The organism is Streptococcus suis (assembly GCF_002964575.1).
GTDB classification, from domain to species: Bacteria; Bacillota; Bacilli; order Lactobacillales; family Streptococcaceae; genus Streptococcus; species Streptococcus suis_R.
The window spans coordinates 160,189-181,383 of sequence record NZ_POQQ01000026.1 but is presented as its reverse complement, the minus strand read 5'-3'; the positions used below and the strand labels follow the sequence as shown (position 1 = coordinate 181,383).

Here is a 21,195-nt window from a genome sequence, read left to right as displayed (position 1 = left end):
AGAGCCACTCAGATGATTTTCTCTGATATTGGAACGCCTAAAAGTAAGGAAGAAGGATTTGATGTTTACAATGAACTTAAGGACTTGCTTGTCGATCGAGGGATTCCAAAAGATCAGATTGCTTTTGTACACGATGCCAATACCGATGAGAAGAAAAATTCTCTCTCACGCAAGGTCAATAGTGGGGAAGTACGAATTCTCATGGCTTCGACTGAAAAAGGTGGAACGGGGCTAAACGTGCAATCACGCATGAAAGCTGTTCACCACTTAGATGTTCCTTGGAGACCCTCAGACATTGTCCAGCGAAATGGACGACTGATTCGGCAGGGAAACATGCACCAGGAGGTAGATATTTATCACTATATTACCAAAGGGAGCTTCGACAATTATCTTTGGCAGACACAGGAGAATAAACTCAAGTATATCACCCAAATAATGACCTCAAAAGATCCTGTGAGATCAGCTGAAGACATTGATGAACAAACCATGACAGCTTCTGACTTTAAGGCCTTGGCAACTGGAAACCCCTACCTCAAACTCAAAATGGAATTGGAAAATGAACTGACAGTTTTAGAAAATCAAAAACGAGCTTTTAATCGCTCAAAAGATGAATACCGCCACACAGTTTCCTATTGCGAGAAGCACCTCCCTATTATGGAAAAACGGTTGAGTCAATATGATAAGGATATTGTCCAATCTTTGGCAACAAAGTCGCAAGATTTTGTCATGAAATTTGACAATCAAGCAATGGATAATCGTGCAGAAGCAGGGGACTACCTGCGAAAACTCATTACCTATAACCGCTCAGAGACCAAGGAAGTCAGAACACTTGCCAGCTTTAGAGGATTTGACTTAAAAATGACGACACGAGGTCCTAGTGAGCCCTTACCAGAGACGGTTTCTTTGATGATTGTAGGTGATAATCAATATACAGTCGCCCTTGATTTGAAATCAGACGTGGGAACCATTCAACGGATTAGTAATGCCATTGACCATATTATAGATGACCAAGAAAAGACGCAAGAGCTGGTAAAGGATTTAAAAGATAAACTACGAGTAGCCAAAGTAGAAGTTGAAAAAGTCTTTCCAAAGGAAGAGGACTATCAGCTTGTAAAGGCTAAGTATGATGTTTTAGCTCCCTTGGTTGAAAAAGAAGCAGAGATTGAAGAGATAGATGCAGCTTTGGCCAAGTTTAGTGAAGATACAACACCCCAAAAGAAGCAACAAATAGCACTTGAGATATAAGAAAAAAGGCTGACAAATAATTTTGAACGCGGTAAAATGAAGTCAAGAAATCACAAAAGGAGAATAGATCATGACCCAAACACTAGAAGAAATGCGTTATCAACTAGAAGAATGGTTGTCACAAGGCTTTACGAGTTCAGAAGATAGGGCAAACTACCAAACTTTAAAGGAACAGTATGAAGATGAGACCTTTGATTACAGTTTTTCAAGGCGTGAAATTACTGGACAGCTGGAACTCATCATCACAAGTCGTGAGAATGATTTTCCTAGCTTAGATGAGGTGACAAAGACGGAATACCTTGATTTGGTTGCCCAACTAGATGATTTAGACAAGAGACAGGCTGACTACTATCGCAAGCAATTAGCCTAGAAAGAGGTGTAAGATGTTGGAGCAAATTCTACAAAGCCTTTTGATTATCGCAGCAATAGGACTGATGTTGTTTGTCCTATATCGGATTGTGAAAGTTTCAGCTGCTTTGTTTCTTATCGGACTCATCAGTGGATTAGTCTTTATAGAAATCTATGGAATCTACCTCTTCTTTACTGAGAGATACCTCTATACAGAAGATTTAGTCGCCAATGGTATTTGGAGTTTTACAGGATTTTTTATTATTTTTAATATTCTGCTAGTGCTTGGACTTATGACCAACCTCGTGAAAAGTAGAATTACGGAATACAAATAGGGCTACCTGATTCTAGGTAGTCTTTTATTTTTGTCTGTTTTTGATTAAGTGTAGATAGATGAAATTGGATTATAGGAACTTAGTATCTCTTTTTGTCTTGATTGTGATACGTGTGTATATATTTGAGTAATCGAAATAGAACTGTGTCCAAGTATCTGCTGGATGTACCGAATATCGACATCGTTATCTAATAACATCGTAGCAAAGCTGTGACGAAACATATGAGGTGTAATAGTTGTAGTGAGTCTGGTTTGTATTTTGGCTGTTTTTAGAAGCAAACGAACACTTTGTTCTGTCAGTGGTTTTTTTAGGGATTTTCCGGGAAATAAATAATCGTCTGTATGATTGCAATAACAAGTGATATAAGCTTTTAATAACTGAAAAGTTCGTTCATCCCCAATAAAAATCATACGCTCTTTTTTACCTTTTCCTAGAATTTGGAGTGTTTGTTCAGTGAGATTGATATCCTTGATTTGAATATGGCACAGCTCAGAAATCCGAATGCCAGTAGAAAGTAATAGGGAGACAATTAACAAATTTCTTTCAGCTTTCTGTTTTTGATAAATAGTTTTGGCTGAGATAATCTTCTTTTGTAGATAGGTATATAGTATTTTTAAACTATCGTGAGGAATTGTCTTCGGCAATGTTTTTTCTGCTCGAAATTGAAACCGTAATTGATTAAAGGGATTGTCGGTAATAACATTTTTCAATTGAAGATAGCCATAGAACACTTTTAAACTTGCGATTTTTCGCCGTAAAGTACTAGTCTTTAAGTTTGAATTTGTTAAACCTTCAATATAACTTACCACACATTCGTAATTGGAATTGTAAAATTGCATTAAATCGTTTTTATAAGCCCGCAAGGTGTGTGTACTCAAGCGTTTATGAGCTTTACAATAATCCAAGTAGTTAGAAATAATAGTATAATCCATGATAGTCTCCTTTAACGATAATGACGCTATTATAGACTGATTTTGACGCTTTGTATAGTGATAATAAATTGTTATCGATAGGAGATTGAAAATGAGCAACCAATATCTTGAAAATAATTACAAAATTAAGTTAATTAAGTCATCATCCGATATTGACTATATTGATTCTGTTAAAATTTATTCAAGAGTTACTCCTTCAGACATTAGAACAAACACAAATGAGCTAACATATTGGTTAGATAATAAAACTGTAGAATTTGAGAGCTACTTTTTCTCTCTCTTCCTAAACGATACAAATATTGGTTTAGCAATGTGTACATACTTAAGATCCACTAAAACAGTCGTAATTGAGTATATAGCTGTTGAAGATGCATACAGAAAAAATAATACTTATCTTAGCTATTTAAATGAACTGAGAATGTTTATATCCAATTTATTAGAGGTCACATATTTCATCTGTGAAATTAGTAATAAGAATAACGGAGTTGAAGTTGACGATGAGAGTAAAATATTTAAAACTATTCTATCAATAGAGAATTTTTTTACTATAGACGCTGATTACCATACACTACCTTTAGGGATTAATAATGAGTTCAGCAGCTTCGAAGCTAAATTAATGATTAATTCAAATACTAACATAAAGACAATTCCCAAAGAAACTTATATTAGAATTGTCCAATCTTTATATTTTGAATACTATGTAAATTGGTATGCACCATTTTTTAGTGAAAGTGAAAGACTTCGATACAATAATCAAATCCAAAATACTTTTTCTAGTATTCAAAATAAACTTGAAGAGTTACCTGAACCATTGCAGTTTATTGAAGTTAATAAAGATAAACTCAAAAGTGCAGGTAGCGTTGAAAAGTTACCTGCACCTAAAAAGAAACTAAACCATAATTTAACATCTATGTTTATATCAATATTCGCTTTTCCAATTATTATCATTGTGTATTATAAAATATTTAATTTTTTTGGAATTGATACAACTACAAACTTTACCCCAATAATTGGTGGAATTTCTAGCATAATCGTTGGCATACTCCCATCCTTACTAAAAAAAGATACTGTCTAGTGAATTTTAGTACATTTCAAAATTATATTACTAGAACAGTTTCGAATTCCTGGAAAAAATTTAAAAATCTTATCTAGTCCGGTGAACTTTGCTGCAAGATCGTAGTTATTTGTTATTCTCAGAATAATAGAACTTATTATATGAAATTGCTGTTTTTTATTAATTTGAAATCCTTGTGATTTCAATAAGTTTTCAATATATTTAATGGAAAAAATCCAATTACGATGTTTAGTCTTTAAGTAATCCGTTTCAATTATAGAAACGGATTTTTTAAATTTATTACTTCCAAAATACTCAAAACTATTGCTAGGTTCAAATTCTAAATACAAAGTACCATCAACCTTTAACACACGCTCAAATTCACTAATTACTTTGCTAGCATCACAATAATTTATCACAGAACCTACACAGATAATATGATCAAAGTACTCATCGCTAACAGGAATATTCTCTATATTTCCAATAATTTTGTGAGAAATTGTACTTAATGTTTTTTCAGCAATATCCATATGGATTGTGTTCCCTGATAGCCCATAAGTATTCCCTCCAGATCCTGCATTTAGAATAATTCCATCATTAGAAAAACTACAATTTTTCTGTAAAAATAATTCAATTGATTTATTAGTATATCTATACCAACTGTTATACCAGATAACTTCATGCTCATTATAAAACTTTTCTATTTCAGCTAAATCTACTTTATCATTCACTTTCAATCTCCTATCGATAACAATTTATTATCACTAGTATACCATATTTTGTAGTTAATCATATTTTCTTGTGATAAAATCTCCAAGCTAATCTTGATATGATGAAGCTATCACTAATAGAGGAGTAAGCCATGTTAAATAAAGTGAAAGCTCGATTTCTGATTGGATTAGGAGGTTTAATCGCAGTCAGTTTTATGGTCATGATTGGCTACACGATTGGCTCACAAACCATTTCAAAGCAAACAGAGAACCAAATACGAGCAGAAGCCAATAAACTTGTGACAAAGGAAAAGCAGGAGGAAAGAGCGACAGTCCTATCAGATGAGCTTGTCAAAGAATTTCTCACACAATATTATACAAAGGTCCAGCTAGGAGAAAATAACACTCGTATCAAACCCTACATGACGGACTCAGCATTTTCAGAAGAAAAATCACACCAGAATGAAGCAATCAATCAAGTTTATAAAGATTATATGCTGGACTACCGATTTGAATCAGCCAGTATCTATGTCAATACAGAAAGCAATGTTGCACTTGCGGAAGTTACCTATCAAGTGACCTATGTTTCTGATTTGAGTGAGCAACAACAGCGAACGACTCAGACAGAAACCAAGACGGTTATGTTATCCTACTCCAAAGTTTCCGACAAGCTCCTGGTTAATCAGTTGACCATTTGGAATGGGAAACTGGAGGACATGAAAGAAGCCACAAATGGTGCTAATTCCAGCATACCAACGATCCAAGGAACTACAACAAGTGAGAACAACTAGCAGGAGACAGTCTTCTGCTTTTTTTTGATAGGGAGACAAGATGACACGAATTAAAGCAGTAAAACAAAAGGCTATTTTAGATGTGGCTGAAAGTCTGGGTTATTCCTTCAGACGTTTATCAGGACACATTTATGAACACCCAGACCATGATTCCTTTCGGATTTTTGCGGATACTAATACTTTCAAATGGTTTTCAAGAGATATACAAGGGGATGTGATAGACTTTGTACAGTTAGTGGCAGGAGTGTCTTTCAAAGATGCCTTGTCTTACCTTGAAACTGGAGGCTTTGAACAAGCTAAGGTGATAGAAGAAACTTATAAAACCTTCCAATATTATTTGCATGAAGAACCCTTTCAGCAAGCACGTACTTACTTGAAAGATGTTCGTGGCCTAAGTGATCAGACTATCAATACCTTTGGCAGACAAGGATTGCTTGCTCAAGCTACTTATCAATCGGAGCCCGTATTAGTGTTAAAAAGCTATGACCACAACGGGACCTTACAGGCCGCAAGCCTTCAAGGTCTCGTCAAAAATGAAGAAAAACACGATCGAGGTTATCTCAAAAAAATCATGAAAGGATCTCATGGCTATGTCGGTATTAGTTTCGATATTGGGAATCCTAAGCGACTCATTTTTTGTGAATCAGTTATCGATATGATGAGTTATTATCAGCTTTACCAAAAGCAATTATCCGATGTTCGCCTGATTTCAATGGAAGGTTTAAAACTTTCTGTGATTGCTTATCAGACCTTGCGTCTAGCAGCAGAGGAACAGGGGAAATTGGCATTTCTAGATACAGTAAATCCAAGCAGACTTAGTCATTATCTTCAGGCAATACAAGAGACGACAACCTTCTTCCAAACTCATTCAAATGCATTAACATTGGCTGTTGATAACGATGAGGCAGGAAGAGAATTTTGTCAGAAACTGTCAGATAAAGGACTTCCGCTTTCTCAAGATTTACCACCATTGCAAGGACTTGAAACAAAGTTAGATTGGAATGATATTGTGAAACGACAAAAGGAATTATCTTTAAGAGATCTTATCCAGTCAGCCCAAACAAAAGTCATTAGAGATCATCCTCCACCTAAACGAGAGCACACTTTTGATGTGATAACAAAATCAAGTCCGCTATCATAATCTAGAATGTGACAAGGAGGACACCCTATGAGTGTGATTGAACGTCTGGCTGAAAAAGTAGCTAGACAAGAAGAAAAGGTCTCACGTGAGACGGAGAAATTGGAACACTATCGTGACCAACTACAAACAGCTATGTACAGTACCTTTATCAAACGGCAACAATCTAGTCAGTTGTCATTTCATGAAGCACTAGAGCAAGCCTTTGGTAAAGAAACCACACTACACCCAAATTACAGAAATGAGGATACAGAATGAGTAAAACATGGAATTTTGATCAGCCACTAGATGATGTGAAACCAACATCATCCCATGAAGAACGAGCAAAAATTGCAGCACTTTTCCATAAACAAGATGAAAAACCAATTGAAGAAGTAGACTATGTGGCTGCTTTTGAACAGCAACAAAAGGAGTCAAAATCTAAAGATTACCAAACGTCTGAATCAAAAGTTAAGCAAAGTCAGCCGAAGAACGTGAATATCACAAGTGGCTATAAACAACATTTGGCTGAAACCATTGCACAAAACAACAAGGATATTTCCGCCTGTCAAAAGCAAATTGAAGAACTTCATCAATTGATTGATGAAAAGAAAATCCAAAATAAAAAGTTACAGGCTATTTCAGTAGCCATTGATGATTTATAAGTCAGGTAGTCCTATGCGGGCTACCTTTTTACAATGTAAGGAGAAGATAATGAGATTTTTTCAAAAGAAAACACAGAATCAAGACCGATTTAAACGACTGATTCATCGACTATCAGAGATGTCAGATACTGAACTAACCAAAGTAGAACAACTCCTAGATGTGGTCTTTGATCCAAATTTCAAGTCTAGTGAGAGAGTAGAAATATCTCGAAATGAAATAACCACTGAGGAACAAAGTCTTGATAGGTCGATTCAGGAAGCGAAAAATAAACTTGACACGGAACAATTGGAAAAAAACATTGAGAGATTTAGACAAGGTAGGCGAAATAATAGTAGCTAAGTAATAAACTGGTAGAGATTTATTTGCCTAAAGATAGGGCAGAGAGAACAGTTTTCATAACCAAAAACATAGTATAAGTCTGACTCGTTTTCATGCGAAAAAGATGTAAGAGACCCTCTAAGAAATCTACGAATGGTTTATCAACTTTAATTTTTTCATGCGTACGGCCTGGTATTTTTGAATATAATTTTACTAGCGTTTTAAAAAGTAGTATAATAGAAAAAGGTATATTGTACTAGTATTTGCAAATTATAACTCACTTAACGAGGTTCTACATGGTAATAGGATTAAAATCATTTGGAATATATATATTGTCTAAAGATATTAAAACAGATTACTCTTTGAACTCTGGTATCGCAGGACAATTATTAGTTGCTAAAAAAATGTTAGATTTAAAGTTGATTACAAAAGAAGAGTATGAATTATTAAGAACTCAATATTGTAATAAGCTTCTCCCACTTTTATATGTAGAGAGTAATTCTTTAGGACTATTTGACGGATTGAGTGGACTTGGATTAGCTTTGCAGATGTGCACTAATATGGATTTTGAAATTGAATATATAGCAAAAAATTTAGTTAGAAAAATCTCTTCTATATGTAATTATGAATGCAAATTGAATGGTGAATGTCTTGATTTGATTAGCGGTATGAATGGTTGGATTAAATTTTTACTTAATTATAAAAACAATGAGTTTGACTATATATTTGATGATATTGTAACTTTTTATAAGGAGCAATTTCATAATCTTGATATAAAAATTTCGGAAAAAGAAGAGATACTTTTCTTGAATGAATCAGAAAGTATTGGTATTTCTGGAGGGGAGGTTTATGACTTTGGAATTAGTCATGGATTAGCAGGAGTATTGTCAATGTTCTCAGATATGTATATTTCTCCTAGAGTAACAGATAAAGAACTTAAAAATGAAATAAGGGAAATAATATTAAATATTTTGGAAGTCTATTACAATAGGATTGAAATGCATAATAACATACAAATATGGCGTGATGTTTTGTTTTATAATTCAGAACAAACAATTACGAGTATAACTTGGTGTAGGGGGATGGTAGGAATAAGTGCTGCTTTAAAAAAAGCATTAATTGTCATAGGAAATGTGAGAGAGGCTCATAAAGTTGAGGAAAACTTTCTTAGACTTATGCAAAATGCCCCTCAAGAAATATGGGAGGATTCAAAAAGCTTTTGCCACGGTATTAGTGGAGCATTGTATTATTTGAAAGATATGGATTATATTGAATCTAATATTAAATTTATTAATTTAGACATTGCTAAAGATAGAGAGAAATTTTCATTATTAGATGGAATAATTGGTGAATTTCTTGTACTGCTGTGTTTAAAATCTAGTACCAATTTAGAGTGGGATAGTATTTTAGGTTTTTAGGTGAATTAGTATGACAACTAGGAAAATGTTTATAGAAATTGCAAAAAAAAATAAGTTTTATGTTTTTGTTACAATACTTTCAGGAGTTTTACCTATTGTCAATGTTTATATTTTACAAGATTTTTTAAATCAAGTCACAAGTTCTGGTAATGAAAGTTTTGGTTATTTAAACAATTACGTAATAAAATATTTTTTCTTATTAATTTTATCGTTTGTATGTAGTAAATTATTGGCTTATCTAAATGAAATTATACAACTCAATGTTGGGACAGAGTTGGTTGAAAAGATTATTATTTCATCTAGCCATCTAAGCTTAGAAGAATTTGAAGTATCTGATTATCAAAATAAAATTAAACGTGTAGTAGAAAACTCTTTAGGAAGTATTGTTGGAAATTTTTCACTTATTATTTCCATGCTGTCGATGTCTTTATCATTGGCAATATCTATAGTGTATTTATCTAGTTGGAATACATATGTCGGAATAGTCTTACTAATCTTCCCATTTGTTTTTTATAAGCAATACATCAATATCATAAAAAAATCTTATTCGATTGAGTATCAACAGACAGAAAAAAAGAAGGAAAATTGGTATATTACATTTTTGTTGACTCAAGATAATGCTTTTAAGGAAAACAAAGTATTTAATTTTTTAAGTTATTTAATAGAAATATATAAATGTAATGTTGAATCTTTTAAGACAGATAGTAAAAATATGTTTAAATACGATATTGTAATGTCACTATTACCTGAAATAAGTGGTGGAATGATTGTCATTGTAATGATGTATTATATATTCTGGAAGCTTGGTTCTGGGGAAATATACCTTGGTAGTGTTGTTGCGATAATTCAATTAGCATACCAGGTATTAGAGAATAGCAAAGCATTGAGTTCTGATATTATTAACTACCAAAAAAATAGTATGTATGTAAAGGAATTGATTGAAGTACTTCAATATTTCAAAAATAATAGTCAAATTGATTCAGATTATCGAGTGTCAGTTTTAGAATTCCAGAATGTTGATTTTTGTAAAGGAGATAAGAAAATCCTAAAAAATATTTCATTTTCATTGAATAGAAATTTTTATTACATCATTGGTCCGAACGGATCTGGAAAGACCACTTTATTGAATGTTATTTCTGGACTGTATTCTGCATCTTCCGGAAATATTGTTATTAATGGTCAAGATAGTATCTCTTCAAATGTCATAAATTTTCGCTCATCACAGCTATTTCAAGACTTTAAACGTTATGAGTTTAGTGTTTTAGAAAATGTAATTTTAGGTAATTATTCAAAAAAATATGATGTAGAATTGGTAGAAAAATTACTTATTAAATTATCTTTGATTGATAGAATACGGAAACTTGACAATGGTTTAAATTCAATTTTAGGTAGTTGGTTTGATAAAAGCGAGAATCTTTCGGGTGGGGAATGGCAAAAGTTGGCAATTGCTAGAACTATTTTTAAGGAAGCTGATATATATTTATTTGATGAGCCTCAGTCAATGCTTGATACGGAAAATTCACGAAGGATTATAGAATTTATACGAGATTACCTTGATGATAAAATAGTCATAGTTACTACTCACAAGATAGAGTTGCTAAGTGCTTCAGATAATGTAATATTCATGAAAAATGGAACGGTTGCTTTAATAGGGCAGCATGAAAACTTACTAAAGAACGCTGAGTACCGAGAATATGTACGTTCAGACAAAGGCTGTTAGAATGAATGTTACAGCAAATTTTTTATATTTAGGAGATTACTCTACATGATTGATAATGCATTTTTTGTCAGAGAGCCCCTTTTACCGGTTAATTTCTTTTTTGAAAATATTGCAATTAAAGAGGAGGAAGAAGTATTAGAGTTACTTACTGATAGGGCTCTATATAATGCTATTTCTTACGTAGCTCCAACCTTACTAGTAGAGGTTGAGAATTATTATGGTAAAAAAGATAAAAAGAGAATTCGGATAACAGAGTCAATTTTTAATTTTGCATCTCGTTCAGTATTAAGGCCGACTCCGTTTGGCTTATTTTCGAGTGTTGGAGAAGGAGAGTTTAGATCTTCATATACTGAAAATAAGAATAAACCTTTATCTAATAAATTCTATATTTATAATGTTAGCATGGAATGGTTTGAATACTTGGTTTCTGTTCTTGAAGATGACGATGAAATTTTTCAAAATTTAGAACTTTCGATTAGTCCGATGATATTAATAGAGGGTGATTTTGTCTTAGTATTAGATACAGATGGGAATCTTAATAGTCGTGCAATTGAAATTGTTCCACCTTTAAAATATATATTAGATCTCTTAAATGAGGGAACAATGAAAGTATGTGAAGTCATAACATTGTTGCAAAATAAATTTAATTCATCTGAACAAGTCATAAGGCAGTTTGTCAAAGAAATAAATTTGAATAAAATTGTATACACAAACCTGAGACCTACATTCCCTTACAATCTGGCATTTAAAAAAACGCTAGAATATCTTTGCGACAATTATGATTCCTCCCTGCCTATTATTACAATTCTTCTAGAAATTGATAAGGAATTAAGTCGGATACATGTAGATAGGAATTATGTTTCTAATTTGATGATGCAGGTAACACCAAATTTTAAGGAAGAGTTATTTCATGTCGATTCTTTAAATACCACTAAAATTGTGTTGAAGGAGGAAATAAAGGATAAAATACAAGAAATTGAAAAGGTTTATAGAACTTTTATTCAAAAATGTTCATATGAGAAAATGTTAGAAAATATCACCAATTACTTCTATGATAGGTATAACATCAATGACGAGGTTCCGTTAATTGAATTTTTATATTCAGAATCAAGTTTGAGTAGATTGAAATTAGACTTTGATTTAGAGCTTGATCAGATTACTAAGCGTAAGTTAGCAGTACTTGACAGATGGATTGAGAGAAAACTAAGCCTTTCTTCTGGTGATAGTGAGATACTTGAAATTGATGAGGATTTACTTTCTGAAATAAGAAAAGTTGATTCAAAGGAGCAACTGCAAGAGAATACAGACTATTGTCTTGTTTTAGATGCTATAGGTGAAAATCTTGAATATGTAGTTGTTAATAATTATTTAAGTGGTTGTAAACTAAGCAGTTTGATGGGGAGGTTTGCTTATTTATTTCCAAAAGATTCAATGATAGATAAAGATTATAAAAAAAGACAATTGGGTGATGGATATCTAGATTCAGAAATTATTACGTGGAGTAGACAAAATTTAAAGAAGAACAATTTGTTTAGTAGTAAAAAGATGCATGAGTTCTCTATTCGATGTTCTGCAATTAATGTTGAAAAATCAATAGAACTATCTGATATTGTAGTTGGATTTGATGGTGATAGTTTGTATATCAAATCAAAAAGCTATAATAAAAAAATTGTACCCTATTTAGAAAATATGGTTAATTTAGAAATAGATTTTACAAGAATTGAAAAATTTTTATACTTAGTTAGTTTACAGAATGACACTACTCGACAATCATTATTCGCTTTGCATACTAGTAATAGGGTTAAGATACCGAGGATTACATACCAAAATGTAGTTTTTGCTAGAGGAAGATATAAATTATTGATAAATTATTTTTCAGAAGGTATTTTCAATAATTTTAATAAATTTATTGAAGAATTTAAATTGTGGAAAATAGAGCATCGAGTTCCTGATGTTGTTGGGGTTAATGTTTTTGGGGATATACAATTTTATTGCCTAAAAAATCATTCACATCTTAGATGCATATATAAGCAATTAAAAAAAGATAGAAAACTACTGTTGGAAGAATTTCCAGCACCTATAAATAATCTTAATTCTCAGGATAAGTATATTGAGTATGTGTTTCCAGTCAGTTTTGAACAGAAATATAGTCGTTTGTGTAAACAACAAGAGTTTGAAAAAGAATTATTAGATGATTTTGCCTACAACGATTCTATCTATATTAAAATATATACAAGAGAAATACATGCAAACAAAATTATTAAGGAGCTACTTCCTTTAGTTAGTGAAAAGTATCCAGACTATCCAATGTTTTTTATAAAATACAGAGATCCTGACTTTCATTTAAGAATCAGAGTTTTGAATTTGAGACAGCAAAAATATCGAGTTATTAAGGAAATTGTTGATAAATTCACAGAGCTTGGATATATTGGAAGTGGAATCATAAGTGGATATGTTGTAGATAATTATATCCCAGAACTCAACCGGTATGGTGGAAAAACGTGCATACCCTATGTCCATGATTATTTCCATAAAGAATCATTGCTGATTTTGGATATTATTACTAAATTAGCTAATCATTCAGAGGCTATTAATGATATTATAATTAAGTTTATTTTTATAATTTTTAGGTGTTTTTACACAGACTTGTATACTCTAAGAGATATTTTAAATCGAAATGTACCTAAAATACGCTACAATGAGAGTTTATCATCTAAAATTAAGAATAGTGATATTAAAGATTTTGATGTGAAAAGTGTACAAATCCAATGTAAAGAATTGAAAATTGAAACTAGACAATATATTATTGCATTAGAAAAAATCTCAAAAATGGATTTAAAGACAACTACAAAAGATGAGTTTTGTCTATCAATTGTACATATGTTTATCAATCGTATAGGTGATTTGTGTGATTTCTCGGAGGAAGAGTTGTATAAAATAACACTAGGGATTATTACTAGAATCTTGAAAACAGAAAAGAAAGGAAGTTAAATTGAAATGGAATTATGGAAAGATGCAATATATGAAGTACTAAGGACTTTTAAAAGTTCAGATTTAATGGCTAATTATACACTAACTCTTGAAGCCGTGAAAAATGACTTAAAGTCAAAACAACTTCTAGATGATTATCGAAGAATGGGGATTGATATTAGAAGGCGGGAACAATTTAATAAATTTGTTTCAGAAGAGGAGTATAGAATCTATAATGAAGCTGCAGAAAATTTATCACAAGATAATATACTGACTAAGTTTCTAGAATATGATAATCAAATGGTAGATTTCATTGAACATTTAGATAAAGCAATAAGAAATTGCATCAAAGAAGAGTTTACAACTGTATATGGTGACAATCAAGAATAATAATATGAGGAGGAAATAGATGTTGGAAGTAAAGATTGCCCAATTTTCTTATGGAGAGAGAACTATCTTAGAGGATATTCATCTGGAGTTGAATCCTTCACAAATTATTGGTTTAATTGCACCTAATGGGACAGGAAAATCGACATTAGTGCGAATTATTTCCGGTCATATTCAGTCAGGGGGTACGCAAGTAACTTGCAATGGAAAAAGCTATTCAAAAGACACCCAGTATATGCGTCAACAGATTGTCAAAATGCCTGATCAGGCAGACTTATATGATGAGTTATCTGGTTTACAACATTTGGACTATTATGCGGCTATGTGGGGTATTGCTTCTACTTATGTAGAAACAGTGGTAGGTCTCTTGCATATGGAAGGGTATATAAAAAAAAAGGTTGGCACCTACTCATTGGGGATGCGTCAGCGACTTTGTTTTGCCCTGGTACTTGTTACCCAAGCTAACTTTATGCTCTTGGATGAGGTAATGAATGGCTTAGATCCTGATAATGTTCAGTTAATTTCAGATATTTTAATAGAGTTGAAGAAGCAAGGCAGGACTATGATTATCGCTTCACACTTACTGGATAATTTGGACAGCATTGCAGATAAAATATACTTTATTAAGGACTGTCGTTTCCCGATTATTTATCAGCCTCAAAATCAAGATTTGGAAACCATGTTACTTACCTTTCATTCAAACAGCCTCATGAGGGATTTCGTTGCTGAATATGGTGACGGTATAAATGTCTACAGGGAAAATAGGCAAATTTTGGTAGAAATTGGGGAGTCTGAAGAGAAATTAGTCAATCTATTGGCTTGGGTTTCAGGACATTTAACAGACTTACAAGAAATAAGGGTTGGCAAAAAGGGAAGTTATCAACTCTATAAAGAACTTTACAACTAATTAATGAATTTATTCCAAATTTACAATCAAATTTAATTATATAGAGTAAGGGGCTGTTAAATTTGGGTTATTTGGTGAATTTTGGATGTTGTTTTGTGAAAACGTTATCTTTTTGTTTGATTGCTCATTTAGTAAATGGTATAATCAAGTGTGGGTGATTATACTTTTCAATCTGAAATTAATAGGAGTAGAACTCTATGGAAAAATTATTTAATCTTAATGTAAGCAATGTTAATTTAGCAGGTAAATCAACCGATAATGTGGTAGAAAGTGCCTCATATCGTCCAACTAGGCACACCCGAACTGGTTGTACTTTAAAAACAATGATTTGTCCTACAGCCGTTAAAACGGAAGAAATTTAGTAAAATATTTCATTTTATAATTTTGTATTAGTCACTATCCTTAGTGTAATCACTCATTTATTTATTTTAAATCAAAATACCTGAATTTAATTTATCGCAGGTATTTTTTAATAGTTTGAGCAATTTGACAGTTTAGATAGGTAAAGAAAGGAGGATTTTTATGCGGACACTTAAAAGTCAGCTATTACTCATTCTTAATAATCGCTTAGTGAGAATCCAGGCTTTAGGCCTACTATTTTTGTTACCTCTTCTCATATTATCCATTCATACAAATTTATCTGAAAGATCAAATCAACTATTGGTAGATTTAGAGGCACAGGCTCAAGATGTAAATTATGTCAAAAAATGGAATGATGCTAACATTGATAAATTTGATGAGCGAGCAGTCCTTGAAAATCAAGGAGTTGATGCATTTAACTTAAGTTTAGATTATCTTAAACATGGGAATTATAGGTCGTATCTAAATGAATATACAACCTATATGATAACAGGTCTCTTGATAAGAGAAAAGTTCTATACTTATTACTCAGACATTTTTAATCGTTATGTAGCTCAAGATAGCAGGAATGAGGAATTATTACTGTGGCGTTCTGAAAAGCAAAATGTTTTCCACTCTCAGCAGCTTTTAGAACTTTCACGTGACATTACAGATTCTGAAGTCACTAGAACGACTTCAACAGACGTTTTATTTTCTTGGTTAGACTATTCAACTCCTGGTATTTTTTACGTCCCTCTGTTCTTTGTAATCACCTTATTATTTGCGAGTCCAATTTTCTTAGACGATAAAAAGCATAAAAGTCTTTTGGAAATTAAGCCCATAAGTCCATATAAGTATTTATTGGATAAAGTCTTAAGTTATTGGATTATTATAACTGGATTTGAGCTAATGATTTTGGGAATTATTTTATTCGGTGTTGCTTTCAAATTTGGCTTAGGAGATTTGTCTTTGAATATTTTAATATTCAATGGAGAAGAAGAATTGATGATTTCCCAGTTGGAGTTTTATGGAAAAGCTGGATTATTTTTCTTGCTTATTAATTTCTTCTTAACTACTTTATTAAGTTTGACCAATTTCCTATTTTCAAGCAAGCCTTTGTCTTTCTTAATTGGTGTTTTTGTACTTTTTCTAGAGCCAATTTTACGTTTTTTACAGGTTAATCCGATATTTTCAGATAGTTTACCAACCAGCTATATTAGTTTTGGACCAGTTCTTCACGGTTTGAAAGAGCAATTTTTCAAATATGGTAGCTTCACATTTGAAAAAGGGGTTGTGGTCTTGATAGTAAGTAGTCTATTCTTTTTAATCCTAACTTGTTTGTTTATGATTTTGAGAGATAGGTGGTCTCAGAATAGGAGGTTTGTATGGGCATTACGAAGATAGATTGGAAGTACCTATGCTCCAAGCATTATATTATCAAACTCTTTTTTTCCATAGGAACCCTATTTTTACTTTTTGTCAGCTATTCCCTTTTGTATCCGAATCCAGCTCCGAAAGAAATTCTTGATCAACAGTATGAAACATTGGATTATCTATCCCTTATTTATAAAGATGATTCAACCTTGGATGATGGGGAGAAAGAAAAGATAAAAGACCAAATATATGAACTGTTAATGAATTTGGGCAAGGAAAATACGATTTACATTATGAATGAGGCTACTGATGATTTATTGCCCATTTATGAAGAGAGGATAGAATTATTGGAGGACTTAGAGGGGATTTTGCCAGCAGACTATCAGCCATATTTGATAGATAAATCCTATGTTCAAAATGAAGTCAAGATTTTACGTTATCTGGTTGATTACAAGAAAGATTATGTTGTTTACAAAACTCAGGGTCCTTTTTTAGCAAGAATCATTTTATTTTTGGGTTGTGGTGGAGGACTAATTCTGTTTTGTTTATTAACAGGTTCATACTTCAACAGGAAGCTTTCTCATCAATCTCTGTTTGAAATTATACCTATTAATATTTTGGGAGAGGTCAGGACTGAACTACTCTATACTGTTCAACTCTTTTATTTGCTACCAACTATTTTTATTGTGATATTTACTGCCTTATATTCTCTCCTAATTGTGAAATCAAATCTGTTTACGTATCCCATGTTTTTGAATGTAGATCAAGAATATGTTGTTTATTCTATGAATGATTTGCTTTTATCATTATTAACTTTCTTCATCGTTGCGAGTATTTTTATGTTTTTTGTTCAAAGCTATTTGATATCCTTAGTGAGAGATTCAACTATAACCACATTATTTATTTACCTTCTCGCTGGCGTATCAGTTGTGAGTAGGCAATTTTGGCTTCCATTTGCACATCTTTTCCCTATTCCGATTTTACAATCAAATGGGAACTTATGGCTTAGTTTAGGAGTTTTAATCGTTTCAATCTTTATTTTAATGCTAGGTAAAATCACTAAGCAAAAGATTGTAAGATAGATTTATTATATATGTTAATATATTTTTGGGTGGTTACACTTATTTACTATAAAGCATGGGATGGAAAACGAGCAACTCCGAATTGGAACTGCTTGTTTTTTACGCGAGAAGCTAGTTTTTCCCAGCCTCACAACTTTTTGAAACATTTATTTTTGAAACATTTATTTTTGGAATGATCGAAAATCCTATCAAGAACCAGTCTACTTGCTCGGAAGTCAGGGTCTTTACCTCCTCTTCATTGCTTGACCGGGTCAATTTTCTTTTCCAAAGCGTTTATAAAGCAAACTAAATCCTTGTCCATCCCAGAAAGAGCTTTGAATCGGTCTTTTCGACCTCCGCAGAAGAGATAGACCTGACCTGAAAAGGGATTCAGATTGAATCGACTTTTAACAAGGTAGGCGAGAGAGCAATAATAACAAATAACAGACCAATTATTTTGGCCTGTTTTTTGAAATATGTGTCATCGTTGAATCGTAACAATACAGCCTAACTAGATTATTATCTCGTGAAGGTTCCACATTGAACATAAAATAATGGTCACGATGGTCTTTCGAATTTTCCTTATTTAGCTTAAAATAGGGCTTTTGAGATTTTGCCATAGCAAGCATAATATCATCTGTTAAGAAAGTAAGTGGAGTATCTAGGGCAGAGTAGCGATAGAAATCCTCTTCAAACTTTCGGTAGCTATCACTAAAATAATCCATTTGTAATTGATTTTTATTAAACTCAAGCTGATTCATACTCTACCTCCAGATCTATTGTAAGAATATCAGAGATTTGAATACTGATGTAGCCTTCTTTTGTTTCAAATGAAATCGATTGAAAAGTCAAGTTCTTTACTTTCCCTACATAAGTCCTACCAGGAACTGTCAGAATACCAGTTAATTGGTGGCTATATAGTTGATTGAGTAGCAGTAGTTTATCTGCTAAACTTAACTCACTTGAATAATCAATACGATTGCGTTCTTGTTCTAAACCTGAAGTATGCTCTGACAAGAAAAATCCCATCCATTTTGCCATTTTTCTATCTTGGTATTCTCTAGCTACTTGGAATGGTAGATAGCTACGGTCAATCATTTTAATCCCTCCAGTCCGCCAGCGGAATGACCGCCGACAAGTTTACTGCGAGCAATTGCCCTTGAACTTTCTAATAAAGAACTAGCTTTCTGTACAGCAAGAAATCCAAATCGATCACGAATTGAATCAATGGTTGTCTCCAATTTTTCCTCTTTTTCGATTTCTTCAAAATTATCAAAAAGTGAAATCACAGCAAAGTTTTCATCCACTAATCCATCGTACCTTATAGCAATGCTTCTAACTGCCCCTCCATCGTACTTAGAACGAAAGAGAGAAACAACTTCATCTTGAAAAACAAGCGTACGATTATTGGGGTTAATTTTTCTCTGAACATTGATGGATTTCTTGCTTTCAAAATTTGAATATCCCACAGTTATGGCGACTACGGTTGCTTTTTTGTGTCTCCTACGCAATCGAATAGCAACCTGCTCTGCCATTTCACGCAGGACAAGCTCTATATCACTTTGACGAGTGTAATCTTTATGGAGCACTTGCGAATTCCCAATCCCGACTGCTTTAGGGCGAAAAGGTTCATGGACATTACTTTCATCGATACCATTAGCATGAAACCAATGTTGTACTCCAATAACACCAAATTCTTTTTTCAAGATAGTAGGGTCACAGTTGGCCAATTCTTTGATGCTGTAGATTCCTAATTTGTTTAGTCGTTTTTCTGTTCGTGAACCTATTCCCCAAAAGTCAGTCATTTTCGGAATGTTCCAGACCTTTGTTTCAACATCTTCATAGGACCAATTGGCCCGCATGGTAGCCGTGGTTTTAGCTTCGTTATCAAGTGCTAATTTGGCAAGAAGTGGATTGGCATTACTCATTCCAACAGTTGAATAGACACCTGTTTTTTCCCAAATATCGTGTTGAATTTTTGCTGAAACCACATCTAACTTATCTTTGCGACTTAGAGATTTGTCTTCAACAAAATAATTTAGCGATGAAGTTAAGTCTATAAATCCCTCATCAATAGAATAGGGCAGAATATCTGTTGGATCTGCATAATTTTGAAATACTTTTTGTATTTCAAGATTTTTTTGAATGTACAAGTCCATTCTAGGTGGCACAATAAATGTACGCTTGGCCCAATTTTCTATGAAGGAAACAAACTTTGCATCCGTTGGGAATCCTGAGATTTTAGCACGGTAGTAGTTAAATTTTCTTGTCTGAACATCAAAGGGGAGGTCGTAGGCTCTACCGACATTTCCTTTACCAAAGACTTTTTTGAACATTGGAGAAGAGGCTAAAATTAGACCAGAAGAGTTGTCAACCCTACTCATGACACAAAGTGAAGTATGGAGCGGGTGAAGTCCTCTCTCTACACATTCGATGGATGCGTAGAAGGATTTCATATCAACAAAAGCAATATCGCTACGTGGTTCTTTTGAATAGTCGATATAGCCCATACTATTCACCTTGTTTTTAGTTTTGCTAGTTCATCGACCAATTCTGTCAGATGGTCTGTTACGTCGTATTCTTTTTTTTCAAGAGATAAGATAATGCGGTCTTCCTTGAGGTAAATCATTTCTTTAACAAACTTTGACATTACTAACCTCCAATCACCGGCATGAAGTGCCCTACAACCTTGCCAACAATTCTGATTTCATCTTCAAATGAGATGAATTTCTCAGCAACATCTGGATTGATGGAAACCATTCGGAATCCATCTTCTTCACGATAGAGTTTCTTGATATAGAGCGATCCATTCCAATTCAAGGCATATACAGCTCCATCGTAATCAAAACCAGTTGACCTGATTAAAGCGACTTCACCGTCTTTATAAACAGGTTCCATAGAATTACCAGAAATCCATGTTGCTATATCGAATCCTGTATATTCATCTTCCGAATAGACAGTCTCAGTTTCAAATTCATCATATAGACCTTCACCAGGACCAGCAGATAGTTGGATCTCAGATAGGACTTCCACAGCAAATAGCGGAATAATTTTATTGTGAGTCCCTTGTTCTTGAAGTAATTCTTCAGCATACTTCTCTACTTTTTCCTGGTTCTGTAAAGAAAGCTGTAGATAAGTATTGACTATTTTATATTCTGACTCAAAATATGTTTCAGGAACATCTAATAGGATCGCCAGTTGTTTGAGATTGCTTTGGTTTGGTTTAGTCTTTTCATTTTCCCAGTTGAAATAAGAAGAACGGTTTATATGAAGTTTATCTGCTAGTGCAGATTGAGAATAGCCAAGTGCTATTCGTCTTTCTTTTAATCGTTTACCAGAAAACATATTACCTCCTGAAAGCTATTGTTGTTTTATAAACTAACAAAATTATATCATAAAAGATTTAAGATGCAAGAGGAAAGTAATGTAAAACATATCCTGAATTTGCAATTTAAAAATAATAGAATGATTTATGTGATATAATTACAATAAATAACTTTTCA

25 protein-coding genes are annotated in these 21,195 nt (G+C 32.9%); 17 read left to right on the top strand and 8 right to left on the bottom strand.

Going from position 1 to position 21,195, the window contains the following annotated elements:
* The 3 genes from C1E58_RS02550 to C1E58_RS02540 form a co-directional block, all read left to right on the top strand.
* Positions 1-1,245 (top strand): helicase C-terminal domain-containing protein (locus tag C1E58_RS02550; protein WP_238142217.1); only part of this gene is annotated, 1,245 nt, incomplete at its 5' end.
* A 70-nt stretch (positions 1,246-1,315) separates the two neighbouring features.
* Positions 1,316-1,615, top strand: a complete 300-nt coding sequence (locus tag C1E58_RS02545; protein ID WP_000194866.1) for a DUF5962 family protein — start codon at positions 1,316-1,318, stop codon at positions 1,613-1,615.
* Positions 1,616-1,628: 13 nt separating this feature from the next.
* Positions 1,629-1,928 carry a DUF5966 family protein gene (locus C1E58_RS02540; RefSeq protein ID WP_024380487.1) on the top strand — a complete coding sequence of 100 codons (300 nt, stop codon included), beginning with the start codon at positions 1,629-1,631 and terminating at the stop codon, positions 1,926-1,928.
* Positions 1,929-1,972: 44 nt separating this feature from the next.
* Here the strand turns inward: C1E58_RS02540 and C1E58_RS02535 are convergent, their stop codons facing one another.
* Positions 1,973-2,860, bottom strand: a complete 888-nt coding sequence (locus C1E58_RS02535) for a tyrosine-type recombinase/integrase (RefSeq protein ID WP_105209218.1) — start codon at positions 2,858-2,860, stop codon at positions 1,973-1,975.
* A 91-nt stretch (positions 2,861-2,951) separates the two neighbouring features.
* On the opposite strand from C1E58_RS02535, the gene C1E58_RS02530 reads away from it, so the two are divergent.
* Positions 2,952-3,935 carry a hypothetical protein gene (locus C1E58_RS02530; RefSeq protein WP_044762363.1) on the top strand — a complete coding sequence of 328 codons (984 nt, stop codon included), beginning with the start codon at positions 2,952-2,954 and terminating at the stop codon, positions 3,933-3,935.
* On the opposite strand, the gene C1E58_RS02525 is transcribed toward C1E58_RS02530, so the two are convergent.
* Positions 3,932-4,645 (bottom strand): methyltransferase domain-containing protein, encoded by a 714-nt coding sequence (locus tag C1E58_RS02525; protein ID WP_044762365.1) that lies wholly within the window; start codon positions 4,643-4,645, stop codon positions 3,932-3,934. The genes C1E58_RS02530 and C1E58_RS02525 overlap by 4 nt on opposite strands.
* A gap of 131 nt (positions 4,646-4,776) precedes the next feature.
* Here C1E58_RS02525 and C1E58_RS02520 point away from each other — a divergent pair, with 131 nt between their 5' ends.
* From C1E58_RS02520 to C1E58_RS02465, 13 genes are all read left to right on the top strand, one after another.
* Complete coding sequence (locus C1E58_RS02520; protein WP_105209217.1) at positions 4,777-5,415, top strand: peptidylprolyl isomerase; 639 nt, start codon at positions 4,777-4,779, stop codon at positions 5,413-5,415.
* 40 nt (positions 5,416-5,455) lie between these two features.
* A complete protein-coding gene (locus C1E58_RS02515; RefSeq protein WP_105209216.1) occupies positions 5,456-6,556 on the top strand; it encodes a toprim domain-containing protein in 1,101 nt (366 codons plus the stop codon).
* A 27-nt stretch (positions 6,557-6,583) separates the two neighbouring features.
* Positions 6,584-6,811 carry a DUF5965 family protein gene (locus tag C1E58_RS02510; RefSeq protein ID WP_000110922.1) on the top strand — a complete coding sequence of 76 codons (228 nt, stop codon included), beginning with the start codon at positions 6,584-6,586 and terminating at the stop codon, positions 6,809-6,811.
* Complete coding sequence (locus C1E58_RS02505) at positions 6,808-7,197, top strand: DUF5945 family protein (protein WP_105209215.1); 390 nt, start codon at positions 6,808-6,810, stop codon at positions 7,195-7,197. The genes C1E58_RS02510 and C1E58_RS02505 overlap by 4 nt, the downstream gene beginning before the upstream one ends.
* 49 nt (positions 7,198-7,246) lie before the next feature.
* A complete protein-coding gene (locus C1E58_RS02500; protein ID WP_161951256.1) occupies positions 7,247-7,537 on the top strand; it encodes a hypothetical protein in 291 nt (96 codons plus the stop codon).
* A 275-nt stretch (positions 7,538-7,812) separates the two neighbouring features.
* Positions 7,813-8,934, top strand: coding sequence for a lanthionine synthetase LanC family protein (locus C1E58_RS02495; protein ID WP_105209213.1), 1,122 nt, complete (start codon positions 7,813-7,815; stop codon positions 8,932-8,934).
* Positions 8,935-8,944: 10 nt separating this feature from the next.
* Complete coding sequence (locus C1E58_RS02490; RefSeq protein ID WP_105209212.1) at positions 8,945-10,654, top strand: ATP-binding cassette domain-containing protein; 1,710 nt, start codon at positions 8,945-8,947, stop codon at positions 10,652-10,654.
* A 45-nt stretch (positions 10,655-10,699) separates the two neighbouring features.
* Positions 10,700-13,645 (top strand): thiopeptide-type bacteriocin biosynthesis protein, encoded by a 2,946-nt coding sequence (locus C1E58_RS02485; RefSeq protein ID WP_105209211.1) that lies wholly within the window; start codon positions 10,700-10,702, stop codon positions 13,643-13,645.
* A gap of 6 nt (positions 13,646-13,651) precedes the next feature.
* A complete protein-coding gene (locus tag C1E58_RS02480; protein ID WP_105209210.1) occupies positions 13,652-14,014 on the top strand; it encodes a YlbF family regulator in 363 nt (120 codons plus the stop codon).
* A 19-nt stretch (positions 14,015-14,033) separates the two neighbouring features.
* Positions 14,034-14,918: an ABC transporter ATP-binding protein gene (locus C1E58_RS02475; protein WP_105209209.1), complete on the top strand. Its 885-nt coding sequence runs from the start codon at positions 14,034-14,036 to the stop codon at positions 14,916-14,918.
* A gap of 197 nt (positions 14,919-15,115) precedes the next feature.
* Positions 15,116-15,280, top strand: a complete 165-nt coding sequence (locus C1E58_RS12060; protein WP_161951255.1) for a hypothetical protein — start codon at positions 15,116-15,118, stop codon at positions 15,278-15,280.
* Between the two features lie 160 nt (positions 15,281-15,440).
* Positions 15,441-16,661 carry a hypothetical protein gene (locus C1E58_RS02470; RefSeq protein WP_105209208.1) on the top strand — a complete coding sequence of 407 codons (1,221 nt, stop codon included), beginning with the start codon at positions 15,441-15,443 and terminating at the stop codon, positions 16,659-16,661.
* Positions 16,643-17,713, top strand: coding sequence for a hypothetical protein (locus C1E58_RS02465; RefSeq protein ID WP_105209207.1), 1,071 nt, complete (start codon positions 16,643-16,645; stop codon positions 17,711-17,713). The genes C1E58_RS02470 and C1E58_RS02465 overlap by 19 nt, the downstream gene beginning before the upstream one ends.
* Before the next feature lie 235 nt (positions 17,714-17,948).
* Here the strand turns inward: C1E58_RS02465 and C1E58_RS12325 are convergent, their stop codons facing one another.
* The 6 genes from C1E58_RS12325 to C1E58_RS02440 are packed head-to-tail and all read right to left on the bottom strand — an operon-like array spanning position 17,949 to position 21,037.
* Positions 17,949-18,086 (bottom strand): transposase, encoded by a 138-nt coding sequence (locus tag C1E58_RS12325; protein WP_238142219.1) that lies wholly within the window; start codon positions 18,084-18,086, stop codon positions 17,949-17,951.
* Between the two features lie 58 nt (positions 18,087-18,144).
* On the bottom strand, positions 18,145-18,453 hold the full coding sequence (locus C1E58_RS02455; RefSeq protein WP_044761362.1) for a DUF5960 family protein: 309 nt from the start codon (positions 18,451-18,453) through the stop codon (positions 18,145-18,147).
* Positions 18,440-18,790, bottom strand: a complete 351-nt coding sequence (locus tag C1E58_RS02450; RefSeq protein ID WP_105209206.1) for a hypothetical protein — start codon at positions 18,788-18,790, stop codon at positions 18,440-18,442. The genes C1E58_RS02455 and C1E58_RS02450 overlap by 14 nt, the downstream gene beginning before the upstream one ends.
* Positions 18,787-20,202, bottom strand: coding sequence for a Y-family DNA polymerase (locus C1E58_RS02445; RefSeq protein WP_105209205.1), 1,416 nt, complete (start codon positions 20,200-20,202; stop codon positions 18,787-18,789). The genes C1E58_RS02450 and C1E58_RS02445 overlap by 4 nt, the downstream gene beginning before the upstream one ends.
* A 5-nt stretch (positions 20,203-20,207) precedes the next feature.
* On the bottom strand, positions 20,208-20,342 hold the full coding sequence (locus C1E58_RS12500) for a hypothetical protein (protein ID WP_014636986.1): 135 nt from the start codon (positions 20,340-20,342) through the stop codon (positions 20,208-20,210).
* A 2-nt stretch (positions 20,343-20,344) separates the two neighbouring features.
* The gene (locus C1E58_RS02440) at positions 20,345-21,037 is read right to left on the bottom strand and encodes an XRE family transcriptional regulator (RefSeq protein ID WP_105209204.1); all 693 of its coding nucleotides are present in this window, start codon (positions 21,035-21,037) and stop codon (positions 20,345-20,347) included.
* Positions 21,038-21,195 lie beyond the last annotated feature (158 nt).